The sequence below is a fragment of the Streptomyces sp. NBC_00663 genome, from assembly GCF_036226885.1.
GTDB lineage: Bacteria > Actinomycetota > Actinomycetes > Streptomycetales > Streptomycetaceae > Streptomyces.
The window spans coordinates 8,022,447-8,034,898 of the sequence record NZ_CP109027.1 but is presented as its reverse complement, the minus strand read 5'-3'; the positions used below and the strand labels follow the sequence as shown (position 1 = coordinate 8,034,898).

11 protein-coding genes are annotated in these 12,452 nt (G+C 71.2%); 4 read left to right on the top strand and 7 right to left on the bottom strand.

Annotated elements, in window-relative coordinates; translation table 11 throughout:
• Positions 1–34 precede the first annotated feature (34 nt).
• Positions 35–1,369 (top strand): MFS transporter, encoded by a 1,335-nt coding sequence (locus OG866_RS36470; protein WP_329341449.1) that lies wholly within the window; start codon positions 35–37, stop codon positions 1,367–1,369.
• Positions 1,370–1,624: 255 nt separating this feature from the next.
• On the top strand, positions 1,625–1,999 hold the full coding sequence (locus tag OG866_RS36465) for an RNA polymerase-binding protein RbpA (RefSeq protein ID WP_003977404.1): 375 nt from the start codon (positions 1,625–1,627) through the stop codon (positions 1,997–1,999).
• 111 nt (positions 2,000–2,110) lie between these two features.
• On the opposite strand, the gene fxsA is transcribed toward OG866_RS36465, so the two are convergent.
• The 4 genes from fxsA to OG866_RS36445 form a co-directional block, all read right to left on the bottom strand.
• Positions 2,111–2,665, bottom strand: coding sequence for an FxsA family membrane protein (fxsA, locus tag OG866_RS36460; RefSeq protein WP_329341447.1), 555 nt, complete (start codon positions 2,663–2,665; stop codon positions 2,111–2,113).
• Between the two features lie 80 nt (positions 2,666–2,745).
• Positions 2,746–3,636, bottom strand: coding sequence for a polyprenol monophosphomannose synthase (locus OG866_RS36455; protein WP_329341446.1), 891 nt, complete (start codon positions 3,634–3,636; stop codon positions 2,746–2,748).
• 536 nt (positions 3,637–4,172) lie between these two features.
• Entirely contained in the window at positions 4,173–5,771 is a 1,599-nt protein-coding gene (locus OG866_RS36450) for an amidohydrolase (RefSeq protein ID WP_329341444.1), read from the bottom strand.
• 160 nt (positions 5,772–5,931) lie between these two features.
• Positions 5,932–6,372, bottom strand: a complete 441-nt coding sequence (locus OG866_RS36445; protein WP_030677853.1) for an Lrp/AsnC family transcriptional regulator — start codon at positions 6,370–6,372, stop codon at positions 5,932–5,934.
• Positions 6,373–6,639: 267 nt separating this feature from the next.
• Between OG866_RS36445 and OG866_RS36440 the strand changes: the two genes are divergently transcribed.
• Positions 6,640–7,074 carry a hypothetical protein gene (locus OG866_RS36440; RefSeq protein ID WP_329341442.1) on the top strand — a complete coding sequence of 145 codons (435 nt, stop codon included), beginning with the start codon at positions 6,640–6,642 and terminating at the stop codon, positions 7,072–7,074.
• A 28-nt stretch (positions 7,075–7,102) separates the two neighbouring features.
• Here OG866_RS36440 and OG866_RS36435 read toward each other — a convergent pair whose 3' ends face one another.
• The 3 genes from OG866_RS36435 to OG866_RS36425 form a co-directional block, all read right to left on the bottom strand.
• Positions 7,103–8,197 carry a phosphotransferase family protein gene (locus OG866_RS36435; RefSeq protein WP_329341441.1) on the bottom strand — a complete coding sequence of 365 codons (1,095 nt, stop codon included), beginning with the start codon at positions 8,195–8,197 and terminating at the stop codon, positions 7,103–7,105.
• A gap of 13 nt (positions 8,198–8,210) precedes the next feature.
• Complete coding sequence (locus OG866_RS36430) at positions 8,211–9,311, bottom strand: hypothetical protein (RefSeq protein ID WP_329341440.1); 1,101 nt, start codon at positions 9,309–9,311, stop codon at positions 8,211–8,213.
• A 340-nt stretch (positions 9,312–9,651) separates the two neighbouring features.
• Complete coding sequence (locus tag OG866_RS36425; RefSeq protein WP_329341439.1) at positions 9,652–10,824, bottom strand: acyl-CoA dehydrogenase family protein; 1,173 nt, start codon at positions 10,822–10,824, stop codon at positions 9,652–9,654.
• Between the two features lie 338 nt (positions 10,825–11,162).
• Between OG866_RS36425 and OG866_RS36420 the strand changes: the two genes are divergently transcribed.
• Entirely contained in the window at positions 11,163–12,401 is a 1,239-nt protein-coding gene (locus OG866_RS36420) for a glycoside hydrolase family 18 protein (protein ID WP_329341438.1), read from the top strand.
• Positions 12,402–12,452 lie beyond the last annotated feature (51 nt).

Below are 12,452 nucleotides of genomic sequence, written 5' to 3'. Positions count from 1 at the left end.
CCGCGACCCGCGCGCGGGACCAGCGAGGGGCGGGATGGGCACGGACACCCTGGTGGCAGAGGCCGCCGACCGGCGGCGCGAACAGCGCGGCTGGTACTTCTACGACTGGGCGTGCTCCGTCTACTCGACGAGCGTGCTCACCGTGTTCCTCGGCCCCTATCTGACGTCGGTGGCCAAGGACGCCGCCGACGTCGACGGCTATGTCCACCCCCTGGGCATCCCGGTGCGCGCGGGGTCCTTCTTCGCCTACTCGGTGTCCCTGTCGGTGATCGCGGCCGTCCTCGTGATGCCCCTGGTGGGCGCGGCGGCCGACCGCACGGGCCGCAAGAAACCGCTCCTGGCAGCCGCCGCCTACACCGGAGCCGCGGCCACGACGGCCATGTTCTTCCTCGGCGGCGACCGCTATCTGCTCGGCGGCGTGCTGCTGATCGTCGCGAACGCGGCGTCGGCCGTCGGGACGATGCTCTACAACTCCTATCTGCCGCAGATAGCCCCGCCCGAGGAGCGTGACGCGGTCTCCTCCCGGGGCTGGGCCTTCGGCTACGCGGCGGGCTCCCTCGTCCTGATCGTGAACCTGATCCTCTACACCGGCCACGACTCCTTCGGCCTCTCGGAGGGCATGGCCGTCCGGATCTGTCTGGCCTCGGCGGGCCTGTGGTGGGGCGCCTTCACCCTGGTACCGCTACGGCGGCTGCGCGACCGCCGGGTACCGGCGAGGGAGGCGACGGCGCCGGGCGTCCGGCAGCTGGCGGCCACCGTCCGCGACATGCGCCGCCACCCGCTGACGCTGGCGTTCCTGTTGGCGTACCTCGTCTACAACGACGGCATCCAGACCGTGATCTCCCAGGCGTCGGTCTACGGCTCCGAGGAACTGGACCTCGGCCAGTCGACGCTCATCGGCGCGGTGCTGCTGGTCCAGGTGCTCGCGGTCGCGGGCGCGCTCGGGATGGGCCGACTGGCCCGCGTCTACGGAGCCAAGCGGACGATCCTCGGCTCGCTGGTGGCGTGGACGGTGACGTTGGCGGCCGGGTACTTCCTGCCCGCCGGAGCACCGGTGTGGTTCTTCGTGCTGGCCGCCGGGATCGGTCTCGTCCTCGGCGGCAGCCAGGCCCTGTCCCGCTCCCTGTTCTCCCATCTCGTACCGCCCGGCAAGGAGGCCGAATACTTCTCGGCGTACGAGATGAGCGATCGGGGCATGAGCTGGCTGGGACCCCTGCTGTTCGGGATCACCTACCAGCTGACCGGGAGCTATCGGGACGCGATCATCTCCCTGGTCGCCTTCTTCGCGATCGGGTTCGTCCTGCTCGCGCGGGTGCCGGTACGGCAGGCGATCGGCGACGCGGGCAATCCCGTTCCGGAGAAGATTTAGCGTTCGACGCCAAAGGGCGGTAGTGTACGCGTTTGGCCTGCCTGGCGTACCGTTACTGCGCGTCAAAGATGCCGAAACGCTGGGTGATATCTGCTAGCAGATGTGACAAACCGGGCGCTGGTGGGTACAACAAGGGGCGGCTACGACGGCGACGCATGACCCAGAACGGGAATCTTTACCGCCGACCGGACGTTGACCGGATGACGACGACAGCGACACCTGTTCTGTGGGCGACAAGCCCGGGAGGCACGATTCATGAGTGAGCGAGCTCTTCGCGGCACGCGCCTCGTGGTGACCAGCTACGAGACGGACCGCGGCATCGACCTGGCCCCGCGCCAGGCCGTGGAGTACGCATGCGAGAAGGGGCACCGCTTTGAGATGCCCTTCTCGGTCGAGGCGGAGATTCCGCCGGAGTGGGAGTGCAAGGTCTGCGGGGCCCAGGCACTCCTCGTTGACGGCGATGGCCCTGAAGAGAAGAAGGCCAAGCCCGCGCGTACACATTGGGACATGCTGATGGAGCGACGCACCCGCGAGGAACTCGAAGAGGTCCTCGAGGAGCGTCTGGCGGTACTCCGCTCGGGGGCGATGAACATCGCCGTTCACCCCCGAGACAGCCGCAAGTCCGCATAGTCCCCAGGGCCTGAGCGGAAAACACTGCGCACGACATGATCACGGGCGCCGTACGTGAGTTTCACGTACGGCGCCCGTAGTCATGTCCGCGGGACGTCAGCGGGCGGGCCGTCAGCCCGTCAGCGGCGGGCGCGGCTCCTCGGGGGTCCGGCCCGGCTCGTCCCGGATGACCTCGCCCTGGACCACCCTGCCGTCGGGACGGCGCATCCGGGCCTGCTGGAAGGCGTCGCCCAGGGTGCCCGGGGCGGCCTCGCGCAGCCGACGCTCGACCGTGCGCTCCGTGTAGCGGCTCAGAGCCCTCTGGACCGGCGGGATCAGCAACGCCAGGCCGATCACGTCCGAGATCAGGCCCGGGATCATCAGGAGCAGGCCGCCCAGCATCAACAGGCCGTTGCCACCGCCGCTGGAGGGGGCCGTGCCGCGCTGGAGCGCCTGGTTGAGGTTCTGGAAGGCACGTCGGCCCGCCCGCTTGATGACCACCGCGCCGAGCACCAACCCGGCGAGCAGCAACAGGAACACCGTGAACCCGCTCGCGGCGCCGGCGACCATGGTCAGCAGCCAGATCTCCAGCACCAGCCATGCCGCGATCCCCAGCGGCAGAAAGGTGCGCAGCCGGGAGCGCCGGGGCCGGGCGGGGTACGTGGGGGTCGGAGCGCCAGTCGTCATGCGTCCAGTGTGCCTGGGCCCGGCTCAACGCGGGATAAGGGACGATCAGCAGGGCCTGTGCGGCCGTACGACGACCGAGGTCAGGCCTGCTTGTCGGCCTTCGTGTCGGCCTCAGCGCCGGCCTTCGTGTCCGCCTTGGCTTCGGCGCTCGCGTCCGCCTTGGCGTCGGCCTTCGCCTCCGCCTTGACGTCCGCCTTCTTGTCGCTGCCCAGCACCTTGCCGACCCGCTCCCCCACGCCCCAGGTGGTGACCCGCCACAGGGCCTCCACGAGGATGTCGCGGCTCATCTTGGAGTCGCCGAGTTCGCGCTCGACGAAGGTGATGGGCACCTCGACGACGTGGTAGCCGGCCTTGACCGCGCGGCGGGCCAGGTCGACCTGGAAGCAGTAGCCCTGTGAGGCGACCTCGTCGAGGCCGAGGCCCTCCAGGGTCTCGCGGCGGAAGGCGCGGTAGCCGCCGGTGACGTCCCGGATGGGGACGTCGAGCAGGACGCGCGAGTAGAGGCTGCCGCCGCGGGAGATGAACTCGCGGGACTTGGGCCAGTTCACGACCCGGCCGCCGGGCACCCAGCGCGAGCCGAGGACGAGGTCGGCGCCCTTGAGGGCGGTCAGCAGCCGGGGCAGTTCCTCGGGCTGGTGCGAGCCGTCGGCGTCCATCTCGACCAGGACCCCGTAGCCGTTGTCCAGGCCCCATTGGAAGCCCGCGAGGTAGGCGGCGCCGAGGCCTTCCTTGCCCTTGCGGTGCAGAACCTGCACGTGGTCGTCGGAGGCGGCGAGCTCGTCGGCCAGCTTGCCGGTGCCGTCGGGGCTGTTGTCGTCGGCGACGAGCACGTGCGCGTCGGGGACCGACTTGCGGACCCGGCCGACGATCTTCTTGATGTTCTCCGCCTCGTTGTAGGTCGGGATGATCACCAAGGCCGTGCCGAGCGGGCCGAACTGCCTCCCCGCGAGGGTCCCGTCGCCGTCGTTCACTACTGCCCCTTCAGTCCGTACGCAGGCGTCCACCATAGTGGGCGGCGCGTGCACCGACGTGACAGGAGGTTCGTATGGTGGTGTCGTTTTAACAAGAGCTGGGTAAGTACCCGCTTTTCGACAGCTGTGCGTACGGCGGATGGGGGCCCGGCGCCCTTCGGGCCGACCTGGGACCCGCTGGCTGCGGATCGACCGAAAGCCGTTGTCTACTGAGCGCCCGGGCCCCACCCGGGTCACACCTCCCCGACCGGCCGGAACGTTCCCTCGCAGCGGCGCGGGCGCTGAGCCTGGCTCCCAGTGGCGGTGCCCCGGTGCGGCACACCGTCCCTGACCCAGCGGCGCGGCGACGAGTTCACGGACGTTCCCCGGTAGGGCGTCCGGTGGTGGACTGGGCCGAACCTACCGGCCCCCTGCCGTTGGCTGTCAACAGCCGTTTGACCTGCGGCTCTTTCCTCAATGCCCTGGTCAGTGCGGAGGATGCGCAGGTCGCGAGAGGCGGCGACGACAGCCGAACGGAGCTGCCCCACCCCCGGAGATCACTCGCTCGGCCGCACGAACACCGTCCGCCCGCCCACCACGGTGCGCAGGCAGATCGGCAGGTCGGCGCCCGGGGAGAGGTCGGGCAGACCCGGGGTGCCGGAGCGGGGGTCGGTGGACCAGCGGGCGACCCGGTCGTCCGGGGCCTGGACGACCAGCTCGTCGGTGCGCCAGACGGCGTAATCGGCGGGCGCGCCCGGTACCAGGACGCCCGCGTCGTCCCGGCCGACCGCCCGCCAGCCGCCCCGCGTGTGGGCGGTGAACGCGGCACGGACCGAGACCCGGTGCTCGGGCGTGCGGTGGAAGGCGGCGGCGCGGACGGTGCCCCACGGGTCGAGTGGGGTGACCGGGCTGTCGGAGCCGAAGGCGAGCGGTACGCCGGCGCGCAGGAGGGCCGCGAAGGGGTTCAGGGTGCGGGCCCGCTCCTCGCCCAGACGCTGGGCGTACATGCCCTCCTCGCCGCCCCACAGCGCGTCGAAGGCGGGCTGCACGGAGGCGGTGAGGCCGAGCTCGGCGAAGGCGGCGATCGTCTCGGGCGTGAGCATCTCGGCGTGCTCGACGCGATGGCGGGCGGCGCGGACGCGGGCCAGGCCGACCTTCTCCGCGGCGGCGCGGACGCCCTCGGCCACGGCGGCCACGGCGGCGTCGCCGATGGCGTGGAAGCCCGCCTGGAGGCCCGCCTCGGTGCACTCCGCGACATGGGCGGCGACGGCGGCCGCGTCCAGGTAGGCGGTGCCGGTGTGCTCGGCGTCGGTGTACGGGCGGTGCAGACAGGCGGTGTGGGAGCCGAGGGCACCGTCGACGAACAGGTCCCCGGCGGCGCCGAGAGCGCCCAGCTCCCGCACCTTCTCGACGTCCCGCTCGGCCCAGTAGCCGACGACCCGCGGCCCGGCCTCCTCGGCGGCCAGCCGCAGCAGCCCGGTGAAGTCGTCCTCGGAGGAGATGTCAGGCCCGGCGCACTCGTGCACGGAGCCGATCCCGAGGGAGGCGGCCCGGGCGAGGGCGGTGCGCTGGGCCTCGACGCGCTGGGCCGGGGTGATGGCACCGAGCGCGGTGGCGCGTACGGCGTGGTGGGCGTCGGCGGTGAGCGGCCCCTCCGGGCGCCCCAGGGAGGTCATGTCGAGCAGGGCCGTCGTCGCGACCGCGGAGTGGACGTCGATGCGGGAGAGGTAGAGCGGGCGGCCTCCGGTGGCCGCGTCGAGCTCCGCGCGCGTGGGCGGACGGCCACCGGGCCAGCGGGCGGCGTCCCAGCCGTGGCCGAGCAGCACACGGTCGTCCGGGCGGGCGGCGGCGAAGTCCCGGACGAGGGCGAGGGCCGCCTCCAGGGAGGGTGCGTCGGACAGGTCGAGGCCGGTCAGGGCGAGGCCGGTGGCGGTGGTGTGGACGTGGGCGTCGGTGAACGCGGGGGTGACCAGGGCACCGTCCAGGTCGACGACCTCGTCGACCCCGTCCGCGAAGGCGTCGGCGGCGCCCTCGGAGCCCACCCACGCGACCTGGCCCCGTTCGACGACCATCGCGGTGGCGAAGGGATCGGCGGGGCTGTGGACCTCTCCGCGGCGGAGGAGGACGGTCTGGGGCTCGGGGCTGCGCTCACTCATGGGGACCAGTCTCGCGCCTTCGTCCGGCCGCTCTGAACGGAGGGCGCCTTCAACGCCCCTGAAAGGGGCGCGGGGCTGTTTCGCTGTGCGGCTCCGCCGCGTGGGCGCGACCAGTCACGAACAGCCCACGGCCGACGAACCACCGACCGTGGAACGGCGCTCAGATCCTCGGCGGCCGTGCCTCGTACGGCGTCGACAACACCACCGTCGTGCGCGTCGACACCCCCGCCAACGACCGCAGCCGAGCCAGCAGCTCCTCCAGTTCGTGCGGGGTCGCCACGCGCACCTTGAGGATGTAGTTCTCGTCGCCCGCGACGCTGTGGCATGCCTCGATCTCCGGCACCCCCGCGAGGCGCTCGGCGATGTCGTCCGGTGCGCTGGGGTCGAACGGCTTCACCGAGATGAAGGCGGTCATGGGCAGCCCGACGGCCTCCGGGTCGACGACTGCGGCATAGCCACGGATGACGCCACGCTGCTCCAGCCGGCGCACCCGCTGGTGCACGGCCGACGTGGACAGGCCCGTGGCCTTGCCGAGGTCTGTGTAGCTCATCCGCCCGTCCTTGACGAGCAGCTGCACGATTTGACGGTCCAGCTCCTCCATGACGCAAGAACTTACAGCGCGGGTGATCTCCTCGGATACCTGAGCAGCCCAGGTCATACCCGGTTCGTGATGTGGCCGAGAGCAGCCTGTGCGCCGACTGAGGGACAAAACGGCCGCGCCGGGCACCTGCGCGGGGCATGTGACGAAGGACACAGCGCCCGAACGGTCTCCGTGATGTTCTCGTGATTACCGCCGAGACGGGGCGGGAAGTGCTTGCTGTGGTCGAGGCCGCAGTGCCTTCACGGCCCAGCCCGAGGGGGAGAACCCATGCAGAGTCTTCAGCGCCCTGGTCGTACCGCACCCAAGCGACTCCAGGCGGTCGCCGAGCCCGAGCCGGAGGGCGTCGAACCCGACGCTCTCGACGACGAGTTCGACGCGTACGACACCTTCGAGATGTTCCGGGTGATCTGCCCGGACTGTGCGCAGCCCATCGCCCTGCTGGCGGACGAGGAGGTCCTGCCGGAGCACGCGCTGTGCGCCTCGCCCTGGAACCCCTTCGGTCTCACGGTCTGCGCCGGTACCGGCCGCCGCGCCGCCGAGGCGCGCCCCGCGGACGAGGACGTCGAGCCCCAGGAGCAGGACACCGCCCTGCTGTTGACGCTGCCTCAGGGTCTCGACTGGCGGACCCAGCCCTTCTCGCACGTCGGCGGACCGGGCTCGCGCCCCATGAGGGTCCCCGAGATGCGACGCCACGCCGCCTGAGCCCACACGCCGGCCGGTCGTTCGTCGCTCAATCCCAGTAGCTGCCCTGCACCATGGCTCGCAGGCTGCCGTGGTGCAGGATCAGTGTGTCCGGGTCGGGCGGGACGACGACCTCGCCGAAGTGCACCTGCCGATAGGCGACCCGCAGCATGACGACGGCCTGCCGCAGAGCGGCGTAGAGGGTGTAGAAGTCCATGTCGCGAGGGGTGTGGCCGGTGAGTTCGGCGTAGCGCGCCTCGATGCGGTCGCGGCGCAGGAAGTCGGGCAGTCCGCGCTGCCCGAAGGCTTCGGTCAGGTCCTGGAAGAAGCGGTGCAGATAAACGGTCCAGCCGAGGTCGACCTCGCGTGGAGCGAGGGCCGCCATCTCCCAGTCGAGGACGGCGACGGGTGCGAAACCGTCGTAGACGATGTTCCCGATGCGCGCGTCGCCCCAGTTGAGGACGGGCGGGCCGGGTTCGTGGGGCCACATCTCCTCCAGGCGGTCGAAGGCCGCCTCGATGAGCGGTGAGCGGGCGACTCCGCCGACGACCCAGTCGTAGTACGTCCGTTGGGCCGCGAAGTGGCGGCGCAGCGCGTCGCCCTCACCGGGCAGAGTGAGGAACTCGGCCTCCTTCAGCGGTACTTGGTCGTGCAGTCGGGCCAACAGCCCTATCGTGTCGGCCTCCAGACGCTCCCGTTCCTCGTCGCTCGCCTCGTGCAGCCAGTTGCCCTCGTAGGTGTACGGCATGACGTCCGGCGGGACGCGGCCCTCCACACGCTCCATGACGAAGAAGGGCGCGCCGAGCGGTCCCGGGTCCTCCTCCAGCCACAGCACCTTCGGCACGGGCAGGTCGGAGTGTTCGCCGACCGCGCGCATCGTGCGGTACTGGCGGACCATGTCGTAGACCGGGAAGACGGTGTACGCCGCCGGGTCCGCCGCCAGTCTCAACGCGCAGGACCGCAGGGGTGGTTCGGGGTGCTCGATGTCGAAGAGGAGCGTCTCGCTGGACATGCCGTTCGAGGCGGGCACGGTCACGCCGGTGGCCTTGGCGCCGGGCAGCCGGGTGTCGAGCCAGGCGGTGAGGCGGCGGGCGAGGTCCTCCGGGTCGCGGGTGGTCGTACGGGGCCGAGGTGCCGTGGCCATGAGGCAACCCCCCTTATCGGGCGACAGAGTCGAAGCCGGTGAAGCCGCTCGGGTCGTGCCGGCCGAAGGAGCCGTGCTCGAAGATGCCGTGGCCGGTCTGTCCGTCGAGGCGGAAGCGGGCGGCGTGGTCGGTGACCCCGTACCCGGCGAGCGGGTGCGGCTCGGTGAGGTCGTAGGTGCGGCGGTCGGTCCAGCCGCGGCCGCGCCAGGTGCCGTGCTGCCAGTCGTCGGCGGGCGGGTAGCCGGCGCCGAGGGCCAGCGGGGAGGAGGTGAGGATCTCCACCTCCAGCTCCTGGGGCTTGCGCGGGTCTCCGAGATGGACGACGGCCCGCTCGGGGTGGCGGGTGCCGGGGCGGTAGGTGATCTCCGGCTGGGGCCAGCCGAGTTGGCGGTCGCGATGGCCGGGGCGCACGAGGGTGGCGTCGTTGAGGGTGCGGTAGCCGTCGGCGTCCTCCTGGACGATCACCATCAGGAACCGGTCCGTGAAGCGGACGGGGCACCAGATCCAGTGGAAGCCCTCGGTGGGGTGCTCCGCGGCGAGTCGGCCGCCTTCCTCGCCGGGCATCGGTCGCACACCCCAGCTGCGGTCCCGGGTGCCGGTCCACTCCCCCGGCGTGACCCGGAACTCCTCGCCCGCCGCGCGCACGACCCCCGCCACGCTTCCCGCCTGCACGAACCGCCGCCCCTCCAGGGTGAGCCGGTCGCCGCGGCGCTGGACGTGGTGGGGTTCCCAGAGGGCCGGGAAGTCGGCGGTCCAGACGAGGTCGTACGACAGGGCGTCGTCGTCGCAGACGAGGCGCAGCCGGCGCAGCGGGTCCTCGACCTCGATCCTGAGCGGGCCGACGACGAGCCGCATGCGGTCCTCGCCGAGGGCGTCCGAGGCGCGCACGGCATGCAGGACCTCGCCGGTGCGCAGGGTGGCGTAGGCGTCGATCACGCCCAGGTTCGGGTACACGCCGAGCCCGAGGATCAGCAGGGCGCGGCCCTCGTGGTCGAGGACGTGGAAGATGCAGCGGTCGTAGGCGTTCCGGTCGCCGGTCGCCACATGCTTCATGGAGAGGGGGACCTGGTGCACCGGGTACTCGTCGAGCGGTACGGGGCGGTCGTCGGCCACGGCAAACCTCCCTGGAGGCGGCTGGGCTGACGGTACGTCAGACGGGCGTAGGAGGCCAGACACGGGGACGGCCGTGAACTCACGGTCGATTCCGTCGGCGGGTGACCTGCCCGGGCGTCACCGCGTTGCCCTGGTATGACCCCCACATATTCAGCGACCGGGCGTCAGCGCCGAGTGTTTGTGCCGCCCCCCGCAGAATCGGTTCCGCCGCCGCAGCAGCAGGATCCGCCGATCTACCGCGATCTGATGCGGGTGTGGGCCGACCGGGGCCGGACCCTGCCCGGGCGCCACGACCCGGAGTGGGTCCGGCTCGCGGCGCCGCAGGTCGGACCGGGCCAGTTCAGCGTGTCTCCGGCCCCGCCAGGTGACGGGCGATGACCATCCGCTGGATCTGGTTGGTGCCCTCGACGATCTGGAGGACCTTGGCCTCGCGCATATAGCGCTCCGCCGGGAAGTCCGCGGTGTAGCCGTAGCCGCCGAGGACCTGGACGGCGTCCGTGGTGACCTTCATCGCGGCGTCGGTGCACAGCAGCTTGGCCATCGCGGCCTGCTTGGCGAACGGCCGGCCCGCGTCCCGCAGCCGCGCCGCCGACAGATACAGGGCGCGGCCCGCCTCGATCTGGGTGGCCATGTCGGCGAGCATGAAGCGCAGCCCCTGGAAGTCGGCGATGGGCTTGCCGAACTGCCGCCGCTCCGTCGCGTATCCCACGGCCGCGTCCAGCGCCGCCTGGGCCACGCCGATCGCGCAGGCCGCGATGCCGAGGCGCCCGGAGTCCAGCGCGGACAGGGCGATCGCGAAGCCCTGGCCCTCGTCACCGATCCGCCGGTCGTCGCCCACGCGCACGCCGTCGAGGTGGACCTGGGCGGTGGGCGAGCCCTTCATGCCCATCTTCTTCTCCGGCACCGCCCCGCTGAGGCCCGGCGCGTCGCCCGGCACCAGGAAGGCCGTGATCCCGCGGGCGCCCTCCTCGCCGGTGCGCGCCATGACGGTGTAGAAGTCGGCGATGCCGCCGTGGGTGATCCAGGCCTTGGTACCGGTGATGACCCAGTCGTCACCCTCCCGGACCGCCCGGGTGCGCAGGGACGCCGCGTCCGAGCCGGACGCGGGTTCGGAGAGGCAGTAGGCGCCGAGCAGGCCGCCGCCGAGCATCGCGGGCAGATGCTCGGCCTGCTGCTCCTTGCTGCCGTAGGCGGCGAGGGCGTAGGAGGCGAGGGTGTGCACGCTGACCCCGAGGCCGACGGTGAGGCGGGCCGCGGCCAGCTCTTCGAGGACCTGGAGGTAGACCTCGTACGGCTGGTCGCCGCCCCCGTACTCGGTGTCGTAGGGCAGTCCGAGCAGGCCGGACTCCGAGAGCAGGGTGAAGACCTCGCGGGGGAACCGCCCGGCGTCCTCCTCCTCGGCCGCCTTCGGGGCGATCTCTCGCTGCGCGATGTCGCGGACGAGTGAGATCAGATCCCGGGCCTCGTCCGTGGGCAGTTGACGGTCCACCGGCTGCGGGGCGCGGTCGGGCATGGCGACGCTCTCCTCCCTGTCGGGCACTTCGGCGGATGTGCGCCCTGGGTGGGGGCGACTTCGCCGGGTCTTGCTGAGGGCTGTGCCGATGCTCGCACTCCCGGGTCTCGGAAGCTGCTGACCAGCGGCTCTGCGCTGTGAGTATGCCCGATCGGCGGCACCGAGTCACCAGTTAACGACCGCTTACTTCAGGAAACCTGGAGCGGGGCTCGAAGAGCGCGAAATTGGTCCGAACCATTGACGTACTGGTCTAGTCCTCCTACCGTGACGGACCACACGCCTTACCGCGTTCATGCCAATCGGCGCACGCTCCCCTCTCCCCCACGAGGAGACACCGGATGCACGACTCCCCCCGTCCCCGCACCCGATTCCGGGCGCTCGTTTCGGCCGCCTGTTGCGCGGTCCTGGGCGCCGGACTGCTGGCCGGCGCGGGTACCGCGACCGCCGAGCCGGCCGCGCGGCCCACGGTGAAAGCCGGTTCGAAGGTCGTCGGCTACTTCACCGAATGGGGCACCTACGACCGCAAGTACTACGTCAAGAACATCGAGACCTCCGGCTCCGCGGCCAGGCTCACGCACATCAACTACGCCTTCGGCAACGTCACCGGCGGCAAGTGCGCGATGGGCGACTCCTACGCCGCCACCGACAGGACCTACACCGCCGCCGAGTCGGTGGACGGGGTCGCCGACACCTGGGACCAGCCGCTGCGCGGCAACTTCAACCAGCTGCGGGAGCTGAAGAAGAAGCACCCCGGCCTCAAGATCCTGTGGTCCTTCGGCGGCTGGACCTGGTCGGGCGGCTTCGGTGAGGCCGCGAAGAACCCGGCCGCGTTCGCCCAGTCCTGCTACGACCTGGTCGAGAACTCGAAGTGGGCCGATGTCTTCGACGGCATCGACATCGACTGGGAGTACCCGAACGCCTGCGGCAACACCTGTGACACCAGCGGTCGTGAGGCGTTCAAGAACCTGATGGCGGCCCTGCGTTCGAAGTTCGGCGGCGGCAACCTGGTCACCGCGGCCATCACCGCCGACGCCACCTCGGGCGGCAAGATCGACGCGGCGAACTACGCGGGCGCGGCCCAGTACGTCGACTGGTACAACCCGATGACGTACGACTACTTCGGCGCCTGGGCCTCGACCGGGCCGACGGCACCGCACTCGCCGCTGAACTCCTACTCGGGCATCCCGACGGCGAACTACTACACCTCGGCGACCATCGCCAAGCTCAGGGGCCTCGGCGTCCCGGCCTCGAAGCTGCTGCTCGGCATCGGCTTCTACGGCCGCGGCTGGACCGGCGTCACCCAGGCGGCGCCCGGCGGCACGGCGACCGGCCCGGCGGCGGGGACGTACGAACAGGGCATCGAGGACTACAAGGTGCTGAAGTCGAAGTGCCCGGCGACCGGGACCGTGGCCGGTACCGCATACGCCAAGTGCGGGAACAACTGGTGGAGTTACGACACGCCTTCCACCATCGCGACGAAGATGACGTACAAGAACCAGCAGGGCCTCGGTGGCACCTTCTTCTGGGAGCTGAGCGGTGACACCACGGGCGGTGAGCTGATCAAGGCGATCAACTGACCGGCCAGTGACCGCACTTGGGGTGGGGGCTGAAGCCTCCGCCCCGAATGG